Origin of the sequence: Pseudoxanthomonas suwonensis, from assembly GCF_000972865.1 — a bacterium.
Lineage (GTDB): Bacteria > Pseudomonadota > Gammaproteobacteria > Xanthomonadales > Xanthomonadaceae > Pseudoxanthomonas > Pseudoxanthomonas suwonensis_B.
In genome coordinates this window covers 3,249,164-3,272,117 of record NZ_CP011144.1, presented here as the reverse complement: position 1 = coordinate 3,272,117, position 22,954 = coordinate 3,249,164, and the positions used below count along the sequence as shown (strand labels likewise).

Annotated in this window: 25 protein-coding genes; 17 read left to right on the top strand and 8 right to left on the bottom strand. The window is 71.7% G+C overall.

The window, feature by feature from the left end; translation table 11 throughout:
• Position 1 precedes the first annotated feature (1 nt).
• Positions 2 to 1,642 (top strand): flavodoxin domain-containing protein, encoded by a 1,641-nt coding sequence (locus WQ53_RS13495; RefSeq protein ID WP_052633241.1) that lies wholly within the window; start codon positions 2 to 4, stop codon positions 1,640 to 1,642.
• Here the strand turns inward: WQ53_RS13495 and WQ53_RS13490 are convergent.
• Positions 1,636 to 2,271, bottom strand: a complete 636-nt coding sequence (locus tag WQ53_RS13490) for a HutD family protein (RefSeq protein ID WP_052633240.1) — start codon at positions 2,269 to 2,271, stop codon at positions 1,636 to 1,638. The genes WQ53_RS13495 and WQ53_RS13490 overlap by 7 nt on opposite strands.
• Positions 2,272 to 2,545: 274 nt before the next feature.
• Positions 2,546 to 2,887 (bottom strand): ComEA family DNA-binding protein, encoded by a 342-nt coding sequence (locus tag WQ53_RS13485; RefSeq protein WP_052633239.1) that lies wholly within the window; start codon positions 2,885 to 2,887, stop codon positions 2,546 to 2,548.
• A gap of 207 nt (positions 2,888 to 3,094) precedes the next feature.
• On the opposite strand from WQ53_RS13485, the gene WQ53_RS13480 reads away from it, so the two are divergent.
• The 5 genes from WQ53_RS13480 to WQ53_RS13460 all read left to right on the top strand — a co-directional run bounded on the left by WQ53_RS13480 (position 3,095) and on the right by WQ53_RS13460 (position 8,426).
• The gene (locus tag WQ53_RS13480; RefSeq protein ID WP_052633238.1) at positions 3,095 to 4,600 is read left to right on the top strand and encodes a M20 family metallopeptidase; all 1,506 of its coding nucleotides are present in this window, start codon (positions 3,095 to 3,097) and stop codon (positions 4,598 to 4,600) included.
• Positions 4,601 to 5,555: 955 nt separating this feature from the next.
• The gene (locus WQ53_RS13475; RefSeq protein ID WP_052633236.1) at positions 5,556 to 5,825 is read left to right on the top strand and encodes a GlsB/YeaQ/YmgE family stress response membrane protein; all 270 of its coding nucleotides are present in this window, start codon (positions 5,556 to 5,558) and stop codon (positions 5,823 to 5,825) included.
• A gap of 139 nt (positions 5,826 to 5,964) precedes the next feature.
• Entirely contained in the window at positions 5,965 to 6,966 is a 1,002-nt protein-coding gene (locus WQ53_RS13470) for an aminoglycoside phosphotransferase family protein (RefSeq protein ID WP_052633235.1), read from the top strand.
• 1 nt (position 6,967) lies between these two features.
• The gene (gene murU / locus WQ53_RS13465) at positions 6,968 to 7,669 is read left to right on the top strand and encodes an N-acetylmuramate alpha-1-phosphate uridylyltransferase MurU (protein ID WP_052633233.1); all 702 of its coding nucleotides are present in this window, start codon (positions 6,968 to 6,970) and stop codon (positions 7,667 to 7,669) included.
• A gap of 277 nt (positions 7,670 to 7,946) precedes the next feature.
• Positions 7,947 to 8,426 (top strand): hypothetical protein, encoded by a 480-nt coding sequence (locus WQ53_RS13460; protein ID WP_052633230.1) that lies wholly within the window; start codon positions 7,947 to 7,949, stop codon positions 8,424 to 8,426.
• Between the two features lie 30 nt (positions 8,427 to 8,456).
• On the opposite strand, the gene hda is transcribed toward WQ53_RS13460, so the two are convergent.
• The 3 genes from hda to WQ53_RS13445 are packed head-to-tail and all read right to left on the bottom strand — an operon-like array spanning position 8,457 to position 11,415.
• A complete protein-coding gene (hda, locus tag WQ53_RS13455) occupies positions 8,457 to 9,170 on the bottom strand; it encodes a DnaA regulatory inactivator Hda (protein WP_052633228.1) in 714 nt (237 codons plus the stop codon).
• Positions 9,167 to 10,348: an AI-2E family transporter gene (locus WQ53_RS13450; protein WP_052633226.1), complete on the bottom strand. Its 1,182-nt coding sequence runs from the start codon at positions 10,346 to 10,348 to the stop codon at positions 9,167 to 9,169. The genes hda and WQ53_RS13450 overlap by 4 nt, the downstream gene beginning before the upstream one ends.
• Positions 10,345 to 11,415, bottom strand: coding sequence for a DUF2066 domain-containing protein (locus WQ53_RS13445; RefSeq protein ID WP_052634093.1), 1,071 nt, complete (start codon positions 11,413 to 11,415; stop codon positions 10,345 to 10,347). Before WQ53_RS13445 ends, WQ53_RS13450 begins: the two co-directional genes overlap by 4 nt.
• Positions 11,416 to 11,645: 230 nt before the next feature.
• Here WQ53_RS13445 and purM point away from each other — a divergent pair, with 230 nt between their 5' ends.
• The 4 genes from purM to WQ53_RS13425 are packed head-to-tail and all read left to right on the top strand — an operon-like array spanning position 11,646 to position 14,873.
• Positions 11,646 to 12,671, top strand: a complete 1,026-nt coding sequence (purM, locus tag WQ53_RS13440; protein WP_162488670.1) for a phosphoribosylformylglycinamidine cyclo-ligase — start codon at positions 11,646 to 11,648, stop codon at positions 12,669 to 12,671.
• Positions 12,672 to 12,684: 13 nt separating this feature from the next.
• The gene (gene purN / locus WQ53_RS13435) at positions 12,685 to 13,365 is read left to right on the top strand and encodes a phosphoribosylglycinamide formyltransferase (RefSeq protein ID WP_052633222.1); all 681 of its coding nucleotides are present in this window, start codon (positions 12,685 to 12,687) and stop codon (positions 13,363 to 13,365) included.
• A 48-nt stretch (positions 13,366 to 13,413) separates the two neighbouring features.
• The gene (locus WQ53_RS13430; RefSeq protein ID WP_082113036.1) at positions 13,414 to 14,178 is read left to right on the top strand and encodes a DUF3108 domain-containing protein; all 765 of its coding nucleotides are present in this window, start codon (positions 13,414 to 13,416) and stop codon (positions 14,176 to 14,178) included.
• 5 nt (positions 14,179 to 14,183) lie between these two features.
• Positions 14,184 to 14,873 carry a DUF3108 domain-containing protein gene (locus tag WQ53_RS13425; RefSeq protein WP_082113035.1) on the top strand — a complete coding sequence of 230 codons (690 nt, stop codon included), beginning with the start codon at positions 14,184 to 14,186 and terminating at the stop codon, positions 14,871 to 14,873.
• A gap of 821 nt (positions 14,874 to 15,694) precedes the next feature.
• Here WQ53_RS13425 and WQ53_RS13420 read toward each other — a convergent pair.
• Genes WQ53_RS13420 through WQ53_RS13410 form a run of 3 tightly spaced genes read right to left on the bottom strand, consistent with a single transcriptional unit; the run spans position 15,695 to position 17,548 of the window.
• On the bottom strand, positions 15,695 to 16,009 hold the full coding sequence (locus WQ53_RS13420) for a hypothetical protein (RefSeq protein WP_052633220.1): 315 nt from the start codon (positions 16,007 to 16,009) through the stop codon (positions 15,695 to 15,697).
• Complete coding sequence (gene murA / locus WQ53_RS13415; RefSeq protein WP_052633218.1) at positions 16,009 to 17,283, bottom strand: UDP-N-acetylglucosamine 1-carboxyvinyltransferase; 1,275 nt, start codon at positions 17,281 to 17,283, stop codon at positions 16,009 to 16,011. Before murA ends, WQ53_RS13420 begins: the two co-directional genes overlap by 1 nt.
• 34 nt (positions 17,284 to 17,317) lie before the next feature.
• The gene (locus WQ53_RS13410) at positions 17,318 to 17,548 is read right to left on the bottom strand and encodes a BolA family protein (protein ID WP_052633216.1); all 231 of its coding nucleotides are present in this window, start codon (positions 17,546 to 17,548) and stop codon (positions 17,318 to 17,320) included.
• 65 nt (positions 17,549 to 17,613) lie between these two features.
• Here WQ53_RS13410 and WQ53_RS13405 point away from each other — a divergent pair, with 65 nt between their 5' ends.
• The 7 genes from WQ53_RS13405 (at position 17,614) to hpf (ending at position 22,910) form a co-directional block, all read left to right on the top strand.
• Positions 17,614 to 18,636, top strand: coding sequence for a KpsF/GutQ family sugar-phosphate isomerase (locus WQ53_RS13405; protein ID WP_052633214.1), 1,023 nt, complete (start codon positions 17,614 to 17,616; stop codon positions 18,634 to 18,636).
• Between the two features lie 25 nt (positions 18,637 to 18,661).
• The gene (locus WQ53_RS13400) at positions 18,662 to 19,228 is read left to right on the top strand and encodes a KdsC family phosphatase (protein ID WP_052633212.1); all 567 of its coding nucleotides are present in this window, start codon (positions 18,662 to 18,664) and stop codon (positions 19,226 to 19,228) included.
• Complete coding sequence (gene lptC / locus WQ53_RS13395; RefSeq protein WP_052633210.1) at positions 19,225 to 19,785, top strand: LPS export ABC transporter periplasmic protein LptC; 561 nt, start codon at positions 19,225 to 19,227, stop codon at positions 19,783 to 19,785. Before WQ53_RS13400 ends, lptC begins: the two co-directional genes overlap by 4 nt.
• Positions 19,763 to 20,299, top strand: a complete 537-nt coding sequence (lptA, locus tag WQ53_RS13390; protein WP_052633208.1) for a lipopolysaccharide transport periplasmic protein LptA — start codon at positions 19,763 to 19,765, stop codon at positions 20,297 to 20,299. Before lptC ends, lptA begins: the two co-directional genes overlap by 23 nt.
• Entirely contained in the window at positions 20,299 to 21,018 is a 720-nt protein-coding gene (gene lptB, locus WQ53_RS13385) for an LPS export ABC transporter ATP-binding protein (protein WP_052633206.1), read from the top strand. Before lptA ends, lptB begins: the two co-directional genes overlap by 1 nt.
• A 61-nt stretch (positions 21,019 to 21,079) precedes the next feature.
• Entirely contained in the window at positions 21,080 to 22,525 is a 1,446-nt protein-coding gene (locus tag WQ53_RS13380) for an RNA polymerase factor sigma-54 (protein WP_052633204.1), read from the top strand.
• A gap of 70 nt (positions 22,526 to 22,595) precedes the next feature.
• Positions 22,596 to 22,910 carry a ribosome hibernation-promoting factor, HPF/YfiA family gene (gene hpf / locus WQ53_RS13375; protein WP_052633202.1) on the top strand — a complete coding sequence of 105 codons (315 nt, stop codon included), beginning with the start codon at positions 22,596 to 22,598 and terminating at the stop codon, positions 22,908 to 22,910.
• Positions 22,911 to 22,954: the final 44 nt, after the last annotated feature.

Genomic DNA, 22,954 nt, shown 5'->3' with positions numbered 1-22,954 from the left:
CATGCCCAAGGCCGCCGAAGGACACGGTTCGCACCGGGCGCTGGCCGGCCACCTCGCGCTGGTCGCGCTGCTGGTGCTGGCCGCGTGCCTGCTGCTGCCGCTGCACGGCGACGCCTGGTGGCCCGCGACCCCGCGGCCGCTGCGCTGGTGGCTGGCCGGCGGCACCCTGGCCGCGTGGCTCGGCCTGTGCGCGGTATTCCTGCGCCGGCCGGCTGCCCCCGCGCAGGCCACGGTGCCGGCAACGGCGGACGGCGAGCCGCCGCTGCTGGTCGCCTGGGCCAGCCAGACCGGATTCGCCCAGGTGCTGGCCGAACGCAGCGCGGCGATGCTGCGCGAGGGCGGCGTACCCGTGCGGGTCCTGCCGCTGGAAGCGGTCGACGCCGTTCTGCTGGGCGAAACGCGCCGCGCCCTGTTCGTCGCCAGCACCACCGGCGAGGGCGACCCGCCGGACCACGCCCTCGCCTTCCTGCGGCGGACGATGGCCCAACCGTTGTCGCTGGCCGGCCTGGAATACGCCCTGCTGGCGCTGGGCGACCGCGAATACCAGGACTTCTGCGCCTTCGGCCGGCAACTCGACGGTTGGCTCGGCGCGCGCGGCGCGCGCGCGCTGTTCGACCGGGTCGAGGTCGACAACGCCGACCAGGCCAGCCTGCGCCACTGGCAGTACGAGGTCGGGCGCATCGGCGGGCTGGACGGCCCGCCCGACTGGACGCCGCCGGCCTACGAGCCGTGGCGGCTGCAGGCGCGCGTGCCGGTCAACACCGGAAGTCCCGGCGCGCCGGTGTTCGACCTGTGCCTGGTGCCGGCCGACGGCCCGTTGCCGGAATGGACCGCCGGCGACATCGCCGAGATCGGGCCGCACCATCCGCCCGGACGGGTGCAGGCGCTGCTGGACGCGTTGCAGCTGCCCGGCGATGCGCAGGTGGAGACCGCCGGCGGCCGCGAGCCGCTGGCCGCCCTGCTCGCGCGCTCGCAGCTGCCTTCAGTGGAATCGGTCCGTGGCCTTGCGCTGCAACAGCTGGTCGAGGGCCTGCAGCCGCTGCCGCACCGGGAGTATTCGATCGCATCGGTTCCCGGCGAAGGCGGGTTGCGCCTGCTGGTCCGGCGCATGGCCCGGCCGGACGGCAGCGCCGGCCTGGGCAGCGGCTGGCTGTGCGACACCGCCGCACCCGGGCAGGCGATCGACCTGCGCCTGCGCCGCAATACCGGCTTCCATCCGCCACCGCCGGAGCGGCCGCTGATCCTGGTCGGCAACGGCACCGGCATCGCCGGCCTGCGCGCGCACCTGCAGGCGCGCATCGCCGCCGGCGCGCGCGGCAACTGGCTGCTGTTCGGCGAACGCAGCCCGGAACACGACCGCTTCTACGCCGACGACATCCGCCAGTGGCAGTCGCAGGGCTGGCTGGACCGCGTCGACCTTGCCTTCTCGCGCGCGCCGGACCAGGCCTGTTACGTGCAGCACCGCCTGGAGGCGGCGGCCGGCCTCCTGTGCGACTGGGTCGAGCGCGGCGCGTCGATCCTGGTATGCGGCAATGCCACCGGCATGGCGCCGGCGGTGGACGCGGTGCTGGCACGCGTGCTGGGCGAGGAACAGCGCGACGCGTTACGCACCGAAGGCCGCTACCGCCGCGACGTCTACTGAGCGACGCCGACCCCTGCCGTCCGCGCATCCGCCGCCGACCCGGGCCACTCCACCTGCACCAGCAGCAACTCGCCGCCGCCGTCTATCGAGCAGCGGCGACGGCCCGGCCCCGGTGCCAGCCAGGCGCTGTCGCCCTGCGCCAGCGCCAGCGGATCGCCGCCATCGACCGCGATCCGCGCCTCGCCGGCGAGCACATGCACCGCCCAGCCGGTGCGCTCGTCGCCGAAGCACCACATCCCGCCCCCCAGCGGCCGGTGGAACAGCGACGCGATCACCGCCTGCGGGTTCCACATCAGGTTGAACACCTGCACCGGACCGTCCAGCGGCACTCCGGTCACCGCGCGGCCTCCGTCGAAGCGCGCGCGCTGGTGCGGCGGCAGCAACTCGGCGACCTCGCCGTCGGCGAACTGCAGGCGCAGGCCGTTGCCGCTGAGCAGCACCTGCTCGCGCTCGACCCCGGGGAATGGCGAGAAACCAGCCGCCGCATCCAGTTCGGCGATGGACAGGCGCAACTGCCAGGCGCCGGCCGCGGGCACCGCGAGGATTTCCCGGGTCCAGCCCAGGCCGTTGTGCCAGCGGTCGCGCCGGTAGTCGGTGGCGGGAATCACCAGGATGCCGGGTTCGTCCATCCGTGCATTGTGCCGCAGACGCCGCTCCCGCCCGGCAAGGCATCGCCCGGGCGCACGTCCTGTGCGACACCGGGCGACGAGGCACATCCCTGTCGGCGTCCTGCCTGTCCGCCGCTTCCCTGCCAGCGGGCGCCGGCCGCGCCTCCGTGCGCGTGCCGGCGCCTGCGCATTGCTTCCTGCGGGCGCACCCGCGATGCGCGCTTCCGTGCGGCTTCCGTGCCGCTCCGGACGCTGTCCTGTATACGCAGCCCGCGCCGGGAAGCGGCCAATCCGCTCAGCGCCGCGCCACCGGTGCGGCCGGAGTCTCGGCGGCCGGCTTGGCCTTGGGCCCCGCCGGATGCGTGGCACCGACCGCGATCAGGTCGCGGTTGCGCTCCACGGTCTTCAGGCCGATGCCCTTGACCAGGGCCAGTTCGTCGGCGCTCTTGAACGGGCCGTTGGCCTTGCGGTGCTCGACGATCGCCTCGGCCTTGGACGCACCGATCCCGACCAGGGTCTTCTCCAGCTGGGCCGCATCGGCCGTGTTGATGTCGACCTTATCGGCGGCGAACGCACTGCCGGCAAGCAGCAGCACCGACAGCAGCAGCGACTTGAGCAGAATGGAAAACGACTTCATGGCAACGCTCCTTGTTGGGTGATGGATGGCCGGTTCCGGGTGTCCTGCCCGCCGACCGGCAGGCGCAGTCTCCCGCGGCCCGCATCGCCGGCGCATCGCCGCCACGGCCCGGCGGAGGCCGGCAACGGCCCCGTTCACCTGTAGGAAATTTCCGGGCGCGGGCCGCGGCGTAGAATGGGCGTCATTCCCTTTTCGCCCTGGAACCACATGGACACCAACCGCCTCGACCCCGGCGCCGCCGAGAAATTCATCGACGAGAAGTGGGATGGCGACATCGTCCCGCAGCTGGTCGAGTACATCCGCATCCCCAACAAGTCGCCGATGTTCGACAAGGACTGGCAAGCCAACGGGCACATGGAGGCGGCCGTCCAACTGATGGAGTCGTGGGCGAAGGCGCAGGCCATTCCCGGCCTGCAGGTCGAGGTGGTGCGCCTGGAAGGCCGCACCCCGCTGATCTACGCCGAGATCCCGGCCAGCGGGCCGGACGCGGGCGAGGACACCGTGCTGCTGTACGGCCACCTCGACAAGCAGCCGGAGATGACCGGCTGGGACGCCGACCTCGGCCCTTGGATCCCGGTGCTCAAGGGCGACAAGCTCTACGGCCGCGGCGGCGCCGACGACGGCTACGCGATCTTCGGCTCGCTGGCCGCGATCCAGGCACTGCAACTGCAGGGCGTGCCGCACGCGCGCTGCGTGCTGCTGATCGAGGCCTGCGAGGAATCGGGCAGCTACGACCTGCCCGCCTACGTCGACCACCTGGCCCCGCGCATCGGCAAGCCTTCGCTGGTGGTGTGCCTGGATTCGGGCTGCGGCAACTACGAGCAGCTGTGGTGCACCACCTCGCTGCGCGGCCTGGCCGGCGGCAACCTGACGGTGAAGGTGCTCAGCGAAGGCGTGCACTCGGGCGACGCCTCCGGCATCGTTCCCTCCAGCTTCCGCCTGCTGCGCCAGCTGCTGTCGCGGCTCGAGGACGAGAACACCGGGAAGATCAGGATCGAAGGCCTGTACGTGGAGGTCCCGGCCGAGCGCGTGGAGCAGGCCGGCAAGGTCGCCGGCGTGCTCGGCGACGAGGTGTTCAGCAAGTTCCCGTTCCTCGACGGCATGAGCCCGATGTCCGGCGACCTCACTGAGCTGGTGCTCAACCGCACCTGGCGCCCGGCGCTGTCGGTGACCGGCGTGGACGGCATGCCCGCGCTGTCCTCGGCCGGCAATGTGCTGCGCCCGCACACTTCGGTGAAGCTGTCGCTGCGGCTGCCGCCGACCCTGGACGGCAAGCGCGCCGGCGAACTGCTCAAGGACGTGCTGCTGAAGGACCCGCCGAACGGCGCCAGGGTCGAGCTGGAACTGGAGAAGGCCTCCACCGGCTGGAACGCGCCGGCGCAGTCGCCGTGGCTGACCGCCGCGATCGAGTCCGCCTCGCAGGCCGCGTTCGGCAAGCCGGCGATGTACATGGGCGAAGGCGGCACCATCCCGTTCATGGGCATGCTCGGCGAGAAGTTCCCGGGCGCGCAGTTCATGATCACCGGCGTGCTCGGCCCGCACTCCAACGCGCACGGCCCGAACGAGTTCCTGCACATCCCGATGGGCAAGAAGGTGACGCAGTGCGTGTCGCAGGTGATCGCCGAGCACTACCTGGCCAGCGTCCGCGGCGAGACCACAGGCGTCGGCGCGGTGGCCGGCGGCCAGGCACATGGAGAGCACGGCTGCTGCTGACGGTCGCGTCCGGCCGTCCCGATCGAAGCGCCGGGGAAACCCGGCGCTTTTTTTTCTGGATCTTCTCCCGACTCTGGAGGAGGCCGCCTGGATCCCGGGTCAGCCGCAGGCATCGCCGCGAAGCGAAGGCGTCGGCTCGTTGGGCCGCCATCGCTACGGCCCCTTGGAGCAGAAGCGCTGGCTTCGGCCGGGGGCCGCCGTCCTCGGGCGGCGTGGCGGTCGTGGCTTCCATTGCATGGCGAAAAGACACCGCGACCGGTGGTCCCGGGCTTCCTGTAGCAGCCCAGTTTGCTGGCGACACGGGTGTCGGAATCACGAGGACGTCGCCTGGGCCAACGGCGTCGTGTCGCCGGCTGAACCCGGCTCCTACAACAGCCACGGCGCAGCCGATCTCCTGTAGGAGCCGACTTCAGTCGGCGACACGGGCGTCGGGATCGCGAGGGCGTCGCCTGAGCCAACGGCGTCGTGTCGCCGGCTGAACCCGGCTCCTACAACAGCCACGGCGCAGCCGCTCTTCTATAGGAGCTGACTTCAGTCGGCGACACGGGCGTCGGGATCACGAGGACGTCGCCTGTGCCGACGGCGTCGTGTCGCGGGCAAGCCCGGCTCCTACAGAACAGCGCGGCGGCGGCTGTTGCTTCTGGACGCCGGAACGGAGCCACGACCCCGACGTTCCCGAAGACGCGGCGGTGCGGGTGTGTTGCGGCAGCGGCCATGGATGGCCGCGTCGGCGAGTCGGCACACGGATGTGCCGTCGAGCCGACCGCAACACACCCGCATCGCCGCGGCTCAGCCCGAAGCCGACCACCGCGGGCACTCTTGCGGTTGCGATTGCGCCCACCCCCTCAAATGAGCCACGAACCCTTTTCTCTCGCGCGCAGCCGGACGTCGCGCGACCGCCACCGGATCGGGATAAGCTTGGCCCGCCCCCGCACAACCGACCGGAGTTTCCTGCATGGAACAGATCTTTGGTGGCGGCATCATCTGGACGATCTTCATTGGCCTGATCGCCGGGCTACTGGCCCGTGCGCTCAAGCCGGGCAACGACAAGCTGAGCCTGCTCTGGACCATCGTCCTGGGCATCGCCGGCGCCCTGCTGGCCTGGTACATCGGCGGCGCAGTCGGCTGGTATGCACCGGGCGAGCCGGCCGGATTCATCGCTTCGGTGGTCGGTGCGATCGTGCTGCTGTTCCTCTACGGCCTGCTGCGCAAGAAGAAGGCCTGACATCCCGGCCATGAAGCGGCCCCGCCATGCGGGGCCGCTTCGTTTCCGGGCCGCGACCAGGCGGGACCCGGCGGTGGACGGACTCGCCTGGCGGCAGTGCCGCGTTTACCCTGTGCGCCTGTCCCCGATCGATGCCTCCATGCCCGCCACCGACCGCGCCGACCAGCGCCTGGCCTGGACCCGACAGGCCCTGTCCGACCCGGCGCTGGCGCTGCAGGTGGCCTCGGCCGACGCCAGCTTCCGCAGCTACTGGCGCACCGCCAGCGGCGGACACAGCTGGATCGTGATGGACGCCCCGCCCGGCCGCGAGGACATCCGCCCCTGGCTGGAGATCGGCGCGCGCCTGGCGGCCGCCGGGCTGCACACCCCGGCGGTGCGGGCCAGCGACGCGGACCTGGGCTTCGTGCTGATGGAAGACCTCGGCGACCGCCTGTACCTGCCGGCGCTGCGCGACGGCGACGCCGACGCGCTGTACACGCCGGCCATCGACGCGATCCTGGCGATGCAGGCGCGGGTACCGGCCGACGGCCTGCCCGCGTTCGACGAACCGTGGATGGTGATGGAACTGGAACTGATGCCGGAATGGTTCCTGCGCCGGCACCTGGGCCTCGAGCCCGAATGCGAGGACTGGGACCCGATCGAGTCCGCCTTCCGTGCCATCCTCAACGCCGCCCACGCGCAGCCGCAGCGCTTCATGCACCGCGACTTCCACTCGCGCAACCTGCTGGTCGCGGACGACCCGCCCGGGGTCATCGACTTCCAGGGCGCGATGCGCGGCCCGCTGGCCTACGACCTGGCCTCGCTGCTGCGCGACTGCTACATCGCCTGGCCGGACGCGCGCGTCGCCGCCTGGCGCGAGCACTACCGCCGCCGCGCGGTGGCGCTGGGCCTGACCGATGCCGGCGAGGCGGAGTTCGCGCGCTGGTTCGACCTGACCGGCCTGCAGCGCCACATCAAGGTGCTGGGGATCTTCTGCCGGCTGGCCTACCGCGACGGCAAGCCCGGTTACCTGGCCGACCTGCCGCTGGTCTGGCGCTACGTGCGCGAGGTCGGCAACCGCCACGAGGAGATCCGGCCGATGGTCGCCCTGCTCGAACGGGCGATCGGCGGCGGCGACCTCACCCGCCTGCGCGAGGCCTGAGGTGCGCGCCCTGGTCTTCGCCGCCGGCCTGGGCGAGCGCATGCGCCCGCTCACCGACCACACGCCCAAGCCCCTGCTCGAGGCCGGCGGCAAGCCGCTGATCGTGTGGCACCTGGAGAAGCTGGCGGCGATCGGGGTCGACGAAGTCGTGGTCAACACCTCCTGGCTGGCGCCGCGCTTCCCGGAAGTGCTGGGCGACGGTTCGCGCTGGGGCCTGCGCCTGCACTACAGCTACGAGGGTGCCACCCCGCTGGAAACCGGCGGCGGCATGCTGCACGCGCTGCCGCTGCTGGGCGAGGCGCCGTTCCTCGCGGTCAACGGCGACATCTGGACCGACCACGACTTCGCCCGTCTGCCGCGCGAGCCGCGCGGCGACGCGCACCTGGTGCTGGTCGACAATCCGGAACACCATCCGCAAGGCGATTTCGCGCTGGGCAGCGATGGCGGCGTGACCGTCGACGGCGCGGCCCGGCTCACCTTCTCCGGCATCGGCATCTACCGGCCCGGCGTGCTCGAGGGCTGGCGCGACACCGTCGACGGTGATCCCGGCACGCAGCCGCGCTTCAGGCTCGCGCCGCTGCTGCGCGCGGCAATGGCGCGCGCGGCGGTCACCGGCGAACACCACCCCGGCGGCTGGACCGATGTGGGCACGCCGGCCCGGCTGGCCGAACTGGAGGGCCGGTTGCGCGCCGCGCCGGCCTGATTGCGACGGAACCGGCGGTTGCGCGCATGAATGCCGATAGATGAACCGCGCAAGGCCGGGGACCAGGAAGCAGCCTGCGTTGCGCACCGCGCGCCGGCGTCCCACGCATTCAAGCCACCACAAGTTGCTCCTGCCCGTTCAGCCAGGCGGTCCTGCGCGCGCTCTGCCTGGCTGAAACCGCTGTCTTCTCCGTCGCATTTCAGGCGTGGTTAAGGCCCGGAATCCCGATCATTGATCCGCATCGCAGGCACGCAGACAACAGATCGAGGAGACCACCATGGTGCGGATTGCCTTGCTGTCGACCATGCTGCTGGCGACAAGCGCCGCGGCCACTTCCAACGAGATTCCACAGGTGACAGGCGTGCCCGGCAGTACCTGCGGCTACGTCAGCGACCAGCGCGGCGCGGTGCCCAGGAGCCAGGACATCTTCCCGGTCGAGATCACCCGCATCGACGGCCGCAGCACGCCGCTGGACCCGCGCAACCGCCACCTCGTGCAACCCGGCACGCGCACGCTCACCGTCACCGACCACATCGACGTGCACCGGTTGCCCGGCGCCGCGGTCGCCCAGATCGAGAAGATGAAGCGGCTGGAGCAGCAGCGCGCCTACAAGCCGTTCACCGTGGAGGTGCAGCCGGGGGTGAGCTACGCGATCGGCGCGCGCCTGCTGCGCGACCGGCTGGACGCGCAGAGCATCCGCGACAACGCCTACTGGGAACCGGTGGTCTGGGACCAGCGTCCCGAAGCCTGTCCGTGAGTCCGCTTTCCGCGAGGCCGCGTGGCGCCGTCAGCCCGGGCCGAGCATGCCGCGCAGGAACGGCACGGTGACCCGCCGCTGCGCGGCCAGCGATTCGCGGTCGATCCGCTCCAGCAATGCCAGCAGCTGCACCAGGTCCCGATCGGTGCGGGTCAGCAGCCAGTCGATCGCCGCGTCCTCCAGTACCAGCCCGCGGCGGCGGGCACGGTCGCGCAGCACCTCGCGGCGGCCGTCGTCGTCCAGCGCGCGCAGGGCGATGCGGGTGCACTGCCCCAGGCGCGAGCGCAGGTCGGGCAGGACCAGCGCCAGCGCCGCCGGGGCGCTGGCGGCCAGGTAGAGCACGCCGCGCCCGGCCGCGCGCGCGCGGTTGTGGAAATCGAACAGCGCCACTTCGTCGGCGCGGTCGCCGGCGACCGCCTCCAGGCCGTCGAGCGCGACCACGTCGGTCGTGTCCAGCGCCTCCAGCGCCTCTCGCAGGCGGCCGGCCGCCACGCGCAGGGACAGATAGGCGGCGCGGCGCCCGGCCTGTTCCGCTGCCGCGCACACGGCCAGGCCCAGGTGGGTCTTGCCGCTGCCGGCGGCGCCCTCGACGTAGAGCCAGTCGGCGCCGGGCATGCCCGCCAGCGCCTGCAGCTGCGCCACCGCGCCGGCAGGCGCGCCGACGAAGCTCTCCAGCCGCTGGTCGGGCGGATAGCGCAACGACAACGGCAGCTGGGGCGTGCCGGCCCCGGATGCGGCGCTCACGGCTGCTCCGGCCTCCGCGCGGCGGCCTGCTCCAACGAATTCGGATCGACGTAGGGGTCGAGCACGATCGCCACGTGCTCGCCGGTGTACAGGTCGCTCTGCCGGTAGCGCTCGTTGGCAAAGCGCAGCAGCACGTTGGCCACCGCCGCCACCGGCAGCGCCAGCAGCATGCCGAGGAAGCCGAACAGCTGGCCGCCGGCCATGATCGCGAAGATCACCGCTGCCGGATGCAGGCCGATCTTGTCGCCGACGATGCGCGGGGTCAGCACGTAGCTCTCCAGCAGCTGGCCGACGGTGAACACCACGCCGACCAGCAACAGCAGCTTCAGGTCGAAGCCCTGCGCCTGCACCAGCGCGGCGAACACCGCCAGGATCACCCCGGTGAACGCGCCCAGGTAGGGGATGAAGCTGATCAGGCCGGCGATGATGCCGATCAGCAGGCCCAGCTTGAGCCCGACCAGCGACAGGCCGACCGCGTAGATCAGGCCCAGCGCGATCATCACCAGGAACTGCCCGCGCAGGAACGCGCCGAGCACGTCGTTGGACTCGCGCGCCAGCCGCGACACCGTGTCGATGTGGTCGCGCGGGATCAGCGCAGCGACGCGCGCGACCAGCGCGTCCCAGTCGCGCAGGAAGTAGAAGGTCAGGATCGGCAACAGCACGATGTTGGCGATCCAGGCGATCATCGCCACGCCCGAGCGCGACAGGTAGCCGAACAGCGAGGCGGCGAAGCCGCCGGCCTGGGCCCAGTGGTCGCGGACCCATTCGATCAGGCGGTCGGTGTCCAGCCAGACCAGCAGGTCCAGCCCGGTCTTCTGCTCCAGCCAGGGCAATGCGGTCTGCAGGAACCAGTCGCGGTACTCGGGCAGCGCCTTGATCAGGGTCGTGATCTGCCGCTCCAGCAGCGGCACCAGGATCAGCAGCCCCAGCACCAGCACCAGCGTCATCAGCGCGAACACCACGACCACGGCGAGGTTGCGCGAATAGCCGCGGCGCTGCAGCCGGTCCACCAGCGGGTCGCCGAGCCAGCCCAGCAGCGCGCCGAGCACGAACGGAGTCAGGATCGGCGCCAGCATCCAGACCAGCCACACCGAGACCGCGGCGATCGCCAGCCACTTGAGCTGGCGCAGGAAATGGGCGATTTCGTGCTCGGGCGTCTCTTCGCGATGGGCGCTCATCGGATCCGGTACTCCGCCGGCGCGCCTTCCACCGCCACCACCGGCGCGTCGGCGCCGAGCATGCGCTCGAAGCCGGACATGCCGGTGAGCAGGTCCAGGTCGAATTCGGCGCGGTCGCCATCGGCGCGGGCCGGCGCGATCCGCCGGACCACCGGCATCCGCTGCAGCATCGCCGACACCCGCAGGTAGTCCTCGGCGTTGCGCAGCCCGCTGAAGGCGACCCGGTAGGTGCCGGCCGGCTCCGACAGCGGCACCTTGGCGTAGCGCTGGACCAGTGCGTCGGCGGCCACGTCGGCGCCGCTGGCGATGGCGCGGCGGGCGTCGCCGTCGCTGACCGAGCGGGTCGCCAGCACCCGGCCCGAATCGACGAAGGTCCAGTCGGCGGTCCAGCCGGCGCCGCTGCGGTAGAGCTTGCCGATCAGCTGCATCGGCGGGCTGTAGCGCGCCGAGGCGCGCGCGACCGCCGCGGCGTCGTTGCGCCAGATCGCGCCGACCGCGGCCTGCTCGGCCGCGCCGCCGGCCGGCAGGCCCAGGCGGTAACCGCGCTCCTGGGCGCGGTCGAGCACGCTGCGCGCGGCGTTGACCTGGGCGGCGCTCAGCAACCGCGGGCCGCTGCCGTCGTCGATCGCCAGCCACAGCACCGGCTTGGGCCGCGGCTGCGGCCACACCGGCAGGCCCAGCGCGGCGGCGATCGAATCCACCGCCTCGGGCACGAAACGCACCACCAGCATGGTCCGGAAGGTCGGCGCGCCGGCCGGCGAGACGCCCTGGTCCTGGCGGAAGTCGTAGCTGTCCACGTAGGCCCGGGCGTTGCGCAGTTCCTGGGCCACGCCCGGCCGGTTGACCACGCCGGCGTCGCCGGACAGCTTCTCCAGCACCTGCGCCAGCGCGCGCGCATAACCGGACTCGCGCGCTTCGGTGGTCTGGCTGTTGACCGGCACCTCGGCCGCGTACAGGCCCTGCGCGCTGGCCACGTCGCCCTCGGTGCGCAGCCCCTCCTGCGCCCAGCTCGGGCCGGCGGCCAGGCCGAGCGCCAGGCCCAGCCACAGGATCGGGGACAGCCCCATCAAGGCGTGGCCCATGAAGGCGCGGCTGGCTCGCATGCGGTTTCCTCGGCGGGCGACGGGACGGGGGATCACGGCGAATTGTTGCCCGAATGCCGCCAGCGCGCCAATCGACCCGTCCCCGCCGGTGCTGCGACGACGCGGGCGCGGGCGGGGCGACTGCTAGAATGCGCGCTTTCCCGCCCCTTCCCGCACAGGCCCCGCACGTGAGCCAGACCCCGACGCCCGCCCCCCTGACCTACCGCGACGCGGGCGTGGACATCGACGCCGGCAACGAAGTGGTCGAGCGGATCAAGCCGCTGGTCCGGCGCAGCTTCCGCCCCGAGGTGATGGGCGGGCTGGGCGGGTTCGGCGCGCTGTTCGACCTGTCCGGCAAGTACCGCGAGCCGGTGCTGGTCTCCGGCACCGACGGCGTCGGCACCAAGCTCAAGCTGGCCCAGCAGCTGGGCCGGCACGACACCATCGGCATCGACCTGGTCGGCATGTGCGTCAACGACATCCTGGTGCAGGGCGCCGAGCCGCTGTTCTTCCTCGACTACTTCGCCACCGGCAAGCTGGACGTGGACACCACCGTGGCCGTGGTCGGCGGCATCGCGCGCGGCTGCGAGGAATCCGGCTGCGCCCTGATCGGCGGCGAGACCGCCGAGATGCCGGACATGTACCCGCCCGGCGAATACGACCTGGCCGGCTTCGCCGTGGGCGCGGTGGAGAAGTCGCAGCTGCTGGACGGGGCGAAGGTGCGCGAGGGCGACGTGCTGCTCGGCATCGCCTCGTCCGGTCCGCACTCCAACGGGTACTCGCTGATCCGCCGGGTCTACGACCGCGCCGGCCGCCCGGCCGACCTGTCCATCGGCGGCGTGGCCCTGGCCGACGCGCTGATGGCGCCGACCCGGTTGTACGTCAAGCCGGTGCTGGCGCTGCTGCGCGAACACGGCGAGGCGATCCACGCCATGGCCCACATCACCGGCGGCGGCCTGACCGAGAACATCATCCGGGTCGTCCCCGACGGCCTGGGTTTGGCGATCGAGGCCTCCGCGATCGTCCTGCCGCCGGTGTTCGACTGGCTGCAGCGCGAGGGCGCGGTGGCCGACGCGGAGATGTGGCGCACCTTCAACTGCGGCGTCGGCTTCGTGCTGGTGGTGCCGCAGGCGTCGCTGGCGGCGGTGTCCGCCGGCCTCGACGCGCAGGGCCTGGCGCACCGCGCCATCGGCCAGGTCGTTCGCCATGCCGGCGACGGCGAACGCGTCCGCATCGGCTGAGGCCCGCCAGGCAATGCCCGCGACCGGACGCAAGCCGCGCCTGGCCGTGCTGGTGTCCGGTCGCGGCAGCAACCTGCAGGCGCTGCTGGACGCCATCGCCGCCGGCGCCCTCGACGCGGAGATCGTCGGCGTGTTCTCCGACCGCCCGGCCGCGGCCGCTCTGGAGCGCGTCGCCCCCGAACTGCGCTGGAGCGCCGAGGCGCGCACCTTCCCCGACCGCGCCGCCTTCGACGCCGCGCTCGCCGATGCGGTGGACGCCGCCGAGCCCGACTGGGTGTTCTGCGCCGGCTACATGCGCATCCTCGGCGACGCCTTCGTCCGCCGTTTCGACGGACGCCTGCTCAACGTCCACCCGTCGCTGCTGCCCCGCTACAAGGGACTGCACACCCATGCCCGCGCACTGCAGGCGGGCGACGACGAACACGGCGCCAGCGTGCATTTCGTCGTGCCGGAACTGGATTCGGGGGCGGTGGCGGCGCAGGTGCGCATCCCGGTGCTGGCCGGCGACACGCCCGAAAGCCTGGCCGCACGCCTGCTGCCGCTGGAACATCGGCTGGTGGTGGCGGTGATGGCGCTGGCCACCGCGGGCCGGCTGGCTGAACGCGGCGGTCAGGTCCGGCTGGATGGTCAGACCCTGTTTAGTCCACTGCAACTAGATTCCAGCGGAATCCTGCACCCGGGATCACGAAGCTGACACCGCGTTCCGGGCATGCTGGTCCCGTTTCCCTGGTCCGCCGTCCGAATGCACCTCCGCCTGCCATTCCTCCGCTTCCCGCTGTTCGCCGCCTGCCTGGCGGTTGCCGCTCCCGTGGCGGCGCAGCCGTTGGCGGAGCCGCCGGCCGAGCTATCCCCGCCGCTGGCGCTGGAGCCGTTCGTGGCCACCTACGAAGCCCACTACCAGGGCAAGCCGGCCGGCAGCGCGACCATGCAACTGGTCCGCGACGGCGACGCGCGCTGGCGGATCGACCTCACCCTCCACGGCGAGCGCGGCATCGCCGGGCTGGCGCGGCTGAACGTGCAGCAGGCCACCGTGTTCGATACGGTCGATGGTGGCTACCGGCCTCTGAGCCAGGCCACCGTGCGCAAGGCGCTGCTGTTCGGCAGGCAGATCACCGGCGTCTACGACTGGTCGGCGATGCAGGCGCGCTGGGACGGCGACCTGAAGAAGCAGCGGCGGCAGCCGTTGCCGCTGCAGCATGGCGACATGAGCGCCCTGCTGATCAACCTGGCGATCATGCGCGATGCGCAGCCTGGCGCCACGCTGCATTACCGGATGGTCGACCTCGGCCGCGCGCGTGCGCACGTGTACCAGGCGGCGACCGAACCTGAGACCATGGCCGTGGGCGACATGAGCTACGACGCGCTGCGCGTGGCCCGCACCGCCGACGACGGCGACCAGACCGTGCTCTGGGTCGCCAGCGGCGTGCCCACGCCGATCCGGATCCTGCAACGAAAGGAGGGCGAGGACGAGATCGACCTGCGCCTGGTGGAATACCGAGGAGCCTGAACAAGATGAGCATCCATACCCGTACCGCCCCCGCCGCCCTGGCCCTGCTGCTGGCGCTGTCCGCCGGCGACGCCCGCGCCGCGGCGCTGGAGCCATTCACCGCCGACTATCAGGCCAGCTACCTGGGCATGCAGGCCACCGGCAACATGAAGCTCGAATCCGCCGGCGGCAACCGCTGGAAGTACAGCCTCAACATCCGCAACCAGCTGGCCGACATCAGCCAGAGCACCGTGTTCGAGGAACACCAGGGTCAGTTGCGCCCACTCAGCAGCAGCGACCGCGCCACCGCGCTGGTGAAGAAGAAGGCGGTGGAGGCCAACTACGACTGGACCACCGCGCAGGCGACCTGGAGCGGCGACGTCAAGCCCGACCGCCGCGGCCCGGTGAAGCTGCAGCCCGGCGACATGGACGCGCTGCTGATCAACCTGGCGGTGGCCCGCGACCTGGCCGCCGGCAAGCCGCTGAACTACCGCCTGGTCGACGAGGGACGGGTCCGGCCGATGCGCTGGGACGTGGTCGGCAAGGAGCAGATCAGCGTCGGCGGGGTGAGCAAGGAGGCGACCAAGGTGGTGCGCCGGACCGACAAGCGCGAGATGTTCGTATGGATCGTCCCGGACATGCCGGTGCCGGCGCGGGTGCTCCAGCGCGAGAACGGGATGGATACAATCGACCTGACGGTGCGCTCGGTGCGCTGAGCCGCCCATCTGGTTCTTGGCCCGTTGCAGGGGGCGGGCCACGGCGACCCAAGGCAAGGCAAAGGCGAAGGCAACCGCAAGAGCGCCGGGTGTGGTCGGCTTCGGGCTGAGCCGCGGCAGGCCGGGTGTGTTGCGGTCGTCTCGGCGGCACATCCGTGTGCCGACTCGCCGACGCGGCCATCCATGGCCGCTGCCGCAACACACCCGGCCTGCCACGTCTTCGGGGCGCTTTTGGTTCCTGGCTCCGTTCGACGCCGAATGCCGTCGCACGTTGCGACCCGGCTGCTATAGGAACCGGTCTTGCCGACGACCCGACAGCGCCGGCACAGGCGACGCTCTCGTCCCCCCAACGCCCGTGTCGCCTATGTGGGCTCCCAAGGAAGCCTCGCCGTGGCTGTTGTAGGAGCCGATTCATCGGCGACCCGATGTCATCGGACCAGGCGACGCCTTCTGACCCCTACGCTCGTGTCGCCCGCAAGACGGGCTCCTACAGGTTCTACCCACTCCCTTTCGTCACAGGCGAGGGAGCGCCTGGGAGGGATGCTCCTGTTTTTGCCCTTGCCTCCCGCTCCACCGGTCGAAGCCGAGCCCGCAACGCCGCCCGAGGACGTCGTCCCCCAGGGGGCTGGCGCAAGCAGCACAGGGATGTGCTGCGGTCGCGACTCGGAGGCAGGACGCCGCAGCGGAGCGATGCGCCAGACCCCTGGGGGACGGCGGCCCCGTCCGAAGCCGACGCTTTTGCTCCTACAGCACGCCCGACCGAAGCCAGCGCTTTTGCCCCAAGAGCCGCAGCGACGCCCCGTCCGAACCGCCTCGCGCAGCTACTGGCTGGCGGGGACCTCGCTGTCGAACACGGTCCTGCAGTCGACCCGGATCACCTCGCCGCTGCGGTACCAGCGGAAGGTGGTGCACTCGCGCGCGCCCTCGCGCGTGCGGGTCGCGGCGACCGCGTAGAACGCCTGCGCGATCTCGCCGCGGCTGACCGTCCCGTCCTGGTTCCAGTCCATCTCCCGCGTCTCGATGCCGCGGGTCGCCGCCATGCCGGCCCAGCTTGCCCAGCCGATGGCCAGCAGCAGCGCCGCCAGGATCCCCAGTAGCAGCTTGCGGCGCGGCGTCAGTTTGCCCTTGAGCAACATCAGCCGGCCACCCTGCGGATCCGCGCGCCGAGTGCACCGAGCTTCTCCTCGATGTTCTCGTAGCCGCGGTCCAGGTGGTAGATGCGCTCGATCGTGGTCTCGCCCTCGGCGACCAGGCCGGCCAGGATCAGCGAGGCCGAGGCGCGCAGGTCGGTGGCCATCACCGGCGCCCCGCTCAGCCGCCCCACCCCGCGCACGATCGCGGTGTGGCCGTCGACCTGGATGTCCGCGCCCAGGCGCAGCAGTTCGTTGACGTGCATGAAACGGTTCTCGAAGATCGTCTCGCTGATCACGCCCACGCCCTCGGCAATGCAGTTGAGCGCCATGAACTGCGCCTGCATGTCGGTCGGGAACGCCGGGTACGGCGCGGTGGTCAGGCCCACCGCCCGCGGCCGCCTGCCGTGCATGTCCAGGGTGATGCTGTCGGCGGTGGTGGAGATCTCCGCGCCGGCCTCGGCCAGCTTGACCAGCACCGCATCGAGGGTGTCGGCGCGCGCGCGGCGCGCGGTGACGCAGCCGCCGGTCATCGCCGCGGCGACCAGGAAGGTGCCGGTCTCGATCCGGTCCGGCAGCACGGTGTGGCGGCCACCGGACAGGCGCTCGACGCCGTGGATGGTGATCCGCGAGGTGCCGGCGCCCTCGACCCGCGCGCCGAGCGCGTTGAGGCACTCCGCCAGGTCGACGACCTCCGGCTCCATCGCCGCGTTCTCCAGCACCGTGGTGCCCTCGGCCAGGGCGGCGGCGGCCATCACGTTCTCGGTGCCGGTAACGGTGACCATGTCGAACACGAAGCGCGCGCCCTTCAGGCGTGGCGCGCGGGCCTTGATGTAGCCGTTCTCCACCGCGATCTCGGCGCCCAGCGCCTGCAGGCCGCGGATGTGCTGGTCGACCGGGCGCGAGCCGATCGCGCAGCCGCCCGGCAGCGACACCTCGGCCGCGCCGTGGCGCGCCAGCAGCGGCCCGAGCACCAGGATCGAGGCGCGCATGGTCTTGACCAGCTCGTACGGCGCCACGTGCTGGTCCACGCTGCGCGGGTCCACCACCAGGCTGCTGCCGCGCGAGAGCGTGCCCTGGTCGAACTCCACCCCGGCGCCCAGTTCGCCCAGCAGCTTGATCGTGGTGACCACGTCGTGCAGGTGCGGGACGTTGAGGATCTCCACCGGCCCGTCGGCCAGCAGGGTCGCGCACAGGATGGGCAGGACGGCGTTCTTGGCGCCGGAAATGGCAACTTCGCCACGGAGCGGCGCGCCGCCGCTGACTACGATCTTCTGCATGGGGATCCGGAAGGGAATGGCGGCGGGGACGGGCTCAGGCCGCCTCGTCGGGAGTGACGGTCTTCAGGGCCAGGGCGTGGATCGCCCCGCCCATCAGCTCGCCCAGGGTCGCGTAGACCATGCGGTGGCGGGCCAGCGGCAGCTTGCCGCGGAAGGCCTCGGCAACGACCGTGGCCTCGAAGTGGACGCCGTCGTCGCCCTGTACCTGCGCGCGGGCGCCCGGTAGGCCGTCCTCGATCATGCGGCGGATGGTGTCGGCGTCCATGGAGCGCTTGGCCTAGAATGAAGCCCCGCATTCTAGCGAATCCGGACGCTCCGGACCGAGCCCGCATGAGCCAGTCCCCCCTTCCGGCGGCACCTGCCGCGCCGGTTCCCGCAGTCGCCGACCCGGCCGGCCTGGTCGCCAGCGGCCGCCGCGTGCTCGAGATCGAGGGCCAGGCGCTGGCGGCGGTCGGCGCGCGCATCGGCGAGGACTTCGCCCGCGCCTGCGCGCTGGTGATGGCCGGCCGCGGCCGGGTGGTGGCCACCGGCATGGGCAAGTCCGGGCACATCGCGCGCAAGATCGCCGCGACCCTGGCCTCCACCGGCACGCCGGCGTTCTTCGTCCATCCGGGCGAGGCCGGGCACGGCGACCTGGGCATGATCACCGACGCCGACGTGGTCCTGGCGATCTCCTATTCCGGCGAATCCGACGAGATCCTGATGCTGCTGCCGGCGCTGCGCCGCCAGGGCAACACCGTGATCGCGATGACCGGCCGCCCGCAGTCGAGCCTGGCGCGCGAGGCCGACGTGCACCTGGACGTATCGGTACCGGCCGAGGCCTGCCCGCTGCACCTGGCGCCGACCTCCAGCACCACCGCCACCCTGGCCCTGGGCGACGCCCTGGCCGTCGCGCTGCTGGAAGCGCGCGGCTTCACCGCCGACGACTTCGCCCGCTCGCACCCGGCCGGCAGCCTCGGCCGGCGCCTGCTGCTGCACATCGACGACGTCATGCACGCCGGCGAGGCGCTGCCGCGGGTCGGCGCCGGCGCCAGCGTGGCCGAGGCGCTGGTGGAGATGAGCCGCAAGCGCCTGGGCATGACCGCGGTGGTCGACGACGCCGGGACGCTGCTGGGCATATTCACCGACGGCGACCTGCGCCGCGCCCTGGACCACGGCGTTGACGTGCGCCAGACCCCGATCGCCGAGGTCATGACCCGCGACCCGCGCACCGTCCGTGCCGGGCGGATGGCGACCGAAGCCGCGCACCTGATGGAGCAGCACCGGATCAACGGCCTGATCGTGGTCGACGCCGACAACCGCGCGGTCGGTGCGCTCAACATTCACGACCTGTTGCGTGCGCGCGTGGTTTAACGGCCCATTCCAGCAAGGTCCCTCCGTGCCCTACGACCCCCTCGCCCACGTCGATGCCGACATCCGCGAACGCGCCGCGCGCATCGGCCTGCTGTGCCTGGACGTGGACGGCACCCTGACCGACGGCCGCCTGTACTTCGACAGCGACGGCAGCGAACTGAAGTCCTTCAGCGTGCTCGACGGCCAGGGCCTGACCCTGCTGCGCCGTTTCGGCTTCCAGGTCGCGCTGATCACCGCCCGGCACAGCGTGGTCGCGCAGAAGCGCGGCGCCGAACTGGGGCTGGAGACCCACATCGGGGTCAAGGACAAGCTGTCGTGCATGGACGCTCTGGCTGCGCGCCACGGCCTGGACCGCGAACGCACCGCCTTCGTCGGCGACGACCTGCCCGACCTGGACTGCCTGCGCGCCGTCGGCCTGGCGGTGGCGCCGGCCAACGCCCACCCTTGGATCGCCGAGATCGTGCACTGGCGCACCCGCGCCCGCGCCGGCGAAGGCGCGGTGCGCGAGGTCTGCGACGTGCTGCTGGCCGCCCAGGGCCACGTCGAGACCCTGCTGCGCGGCGCGCACGCGCACGACGGAAGCCGCGCATGAGCTGGCGCACCGGCCTGGGCCTGGTCCTGCTGGTGGCGGCGATCGCCACCGGCTGGTCGGCCTGGCGCATGCGCGACCGCAGCGAGCCGCCGGCCACGGTCGGGCAGCGCTCGGACTACGTCCTGCGCGACTTCGAACTGGTGGTGCTGCGCGACGACGGCACCGAGTCGCTGCGGCTGCAGGCCCCCGAACTGCAGCGCAACCGCGAGGACGAGAGCGTGGCCATCGTCCAGCCGCTGTTCCTCATGCCCGGCGAGGAAGGCGGCTGGGAACTGCGCGCCGACCGGGGCTGGGTCAATGCCGACGCCAGCCTCGCCCGGCTGGAAGGGAACGTGGCGGGCGACAGCGCCGAAGGCCACGCCGTCCCGACCACCTTCCGCACCGATCGGCTCGAACTGCTCCCCGACCAGCACCTGGCCCGCACCGACGACCGCGTCACCCTGACCCGGCCGGGTATCATGCAGACCGGCGTCGGCTTCCAGGCCAACCTCCAGACCCGGCAATACCAGCTCCTATCCCAGGTCCAGACCCGCTATGACCCTCCCACGCGCCGCTAGCCTGCGGATCCTGCTGGGCTCGGCCCTCCTGTCGGCCGCGCTGCTGCCGGCGCTGGCCCTGGCCAAGGCCTCCGACCGCAACCAGCCGATGACGCTGGACTCGGACCAGTCGGACTGCAACCAGGCCGAGGCGAATGCGCGCTGCGTGTTCACCGGCAACGTGGTCATCACCCAGGGCACGCTGGACATCCGCGCCGACCGCGCCGAGATCGTGCAGCGCAACGGCGAGATCGACCAGGTGCTGCTGACCGGCAAGCAGGCCAGCATGAAGCAGCAGATGGACGACGGCACCACGATGAACGCGCGCGCCGACCGCATCGTCTTCGAACCGCGCAAGGACCTGCTGACCCTGACCGGCAACTTCCAGGTCGAGTCGCCGCGCGGCAGCAACAGCGGCCAGAAAATGGTCTACAACCTGGGCACCGGGCAGATGCAGAGCGGTGGCGACGGCACCCGCGTGCGCACCGTGATCCAGCCGCGCAACGCTGCGCCCCAGCCCGGGAGCGGCAACTGATGCTGGTCGCCGAAGGCCTGCGCAAGCGCTACAAGCAGCGCGAGGTCGTGCGCGAGTTCGGCCTGAGCCTGGACGCCGGCGAGGTGGTCGGCCTGCTCGGCCCCAACGGCGCCGGCAAGACCACCTGCTTCTACATGATCGTCGGCCTGGTCGCCGCCGACGCCGGGCGGATCGTCCTGGACGGCCGCGACATCACCGCCGAGCCGATGTACACCCGCGCCCGCCTGGGCGTGGGCTACCTGCCGCAGGAAGCCTCGGTGTTCCGCAAGCTCAGCGTGGCCGACAACCTGCGCCTGGTGCTGGAGCTGCGCCAGGACCTGGACGGCGACGGCATCGAGCGCGAGCTGTCCTCGCTGCTGGACGAACTGCAGATCGGCCACGTCGCCGACCAGCTCGGCGCCAGCCTGTCCGGCGGCGAGCGCCGCCGCTGCGAGATCGCCCGCGCGCTGGCCGCCCGGCCGCGGCTGATGCTGCTGGACGAGCCGTTCGCCGGCGTCGATCCGATCTCGGTCGGCGAGATCCAGCGCATCGTGACCCACCTCAAGAACCGCGGCATCGGGGTTCTGATCACCGACCACAATGTGCGCGAGACCTTGGGAATCTGCGACCGGGCGTATATCCTCGCCGAGGGAAGCGTACTGGCGCAGGGGGCGCCGGACGCACTGCTGGCCGATCCGGACGTGCGCCGGGTCTACCTGGGGGACCAGTTCCGCCTGTAGGTTCCTGTCCTGGAACCCTCCCCCCAGCCAGCAGTCCCGTCGATCCATACCTGGTAGGGACATGAAGGCACGGCTGCAGACATCGCTCGGACAGCACCTGGTCATGACGCCGCAGCTGCGCCAGGCCATCCGCCTGTTGCAGATGTCCACCCTGGAACTGCAGGCCGAGGTCGCCGAGGCGATCGAGACCAATCCGCTGCTGGAGTGGACCGAGGACGCTCCCTACGATGCGCCGACGCCCACCGACGGCAAGTCCGCCGAGGCGCCCACGGAGGCCGGCGACGGCGCCGACGAGGTCCACGACCGGCGCGACGACGACTGGATGCCCGACGAGGGCGGCTGGGAAGGTGGCAGCGGCGGCGGCGGTGGTGGCGGCACGGACGACGACCGCGAGGACGCGGCCGAACGCATGGCCGAGCCGGAGAACCTGGCCGACCACCTGCTCTGGCAGCTGCACCTGTCGCACCTGTCCGAACGCGACCGCCGCATCGGTGCGGCGCTGATCGACGCGCTGGACGAGGACGGCTACCTGCGCGAGCCGCTGTCGGCGATCGCCGAGACCCTGCTGCCGGAGGTGCATGCCGGCGAGGACGAGATCCTGACCGTGCTGCACCAGCTGCAGCGCTTCGACCCGGTCGGGATCGGCGCGCGCAACCTGGGCGAATGCCTGCACCTGCAACTGGAAGTACTGCCCGACTGTACGCCCGGCCGCGAACTGGCGCTGCGCATCGTCGACGGCCCGCTGGAGCGGCTGCCGCGCAGCGGCATCGCCGGCATCGCCCAGGAACTGCGCTGCCCGGTCGACGAGGTAGAGCAGGCGGTGCAGCTGGTGCGCTCGCTCGACCCGCGCCCCGGCAAGCAGGTCGGCGAGGTGGCCCAGGACAGCTACGTGATCCCCGATTGCGTGGTCTGGCGCCAGCGCGGAGTTTGGAAGGTCGCGTTGTCGCAGCAGGCGATGCCGCGCGTATCGATCCATCGCGGCTACGAGCAGATGATCCGCCGCTGCGGCGAGAGCGACGCCGGCTACCTGCGCAGCCACCTGCAGGAGGCGCGCTGGCTGCTGAAGAGCCTGGAGGCGCGCGGTGAGACCCTGCTCAAGGTGATGCGCTGCCTGCTGCGGATGCAGTCCGGATTCCTCGAGTTCGGCGAACAGGCGCTGCGCCCGCTGACCCTGCGCGAGATCGCCGGCGAGGTCGGCCTGCACGAATCCACCGTCTCCCGCGCCATCGCGCGCAAGTACGTGCGCACGCCGCGCGGCACCCTGCCGCTGAAGGCGTTCTTCGCCTCCGGCATCGACACCGACGGCGGCGGCGAGGCCTCCAGCACCGCCATCCAGTCGATGATCCGCCGTCTCATCGACGACGAGAATCCGCGCAAGCCACTGTCTGACGCCAAGCTGGCCGACCTGCTCAAGCAATCCGGGATTCCGGTGGCGCGGCGGACCGTGGCGAAGTATCGTGAAGCCATGAACATTTCGGCTTCGCACGAGCGGGTCCGGATCGGCTGAGACGAAGGCACGACCGAAGCACCCGCCTGGGGCGGAGCCGCCAACGCGGCAACGACCAAGGAGGTTCATGATGCGCATCGAAACCTATGGCCAGCAGTTGGAGGTCACCCCGGCGCTGAACGATTACGTCGAGACCAAGCTGCAGCGCCTCGATCGCCATTTCGACCAGCCCATCGAGGTCCGCGTCCAGCTCGGGCTGCGCAAGCCGGCGCACCACGCCGAAGCCAACCTCACCGTGCCCGGCCGCACCCTGCACGCCGACGCCGAGGGCGAGAACATGTACGCGGCCATCGACCTGCTGGCCGACAAGCTGGACCGGCTGATCCTCAAGCACAAGGAAAAGCAGCAGGACCACCACGCTCCGCGGGTGGCCGACGTCCTCTGAGGCTCCCCGCCCCGACGGCACCGGTGGCCCACGCGCCACCGGTT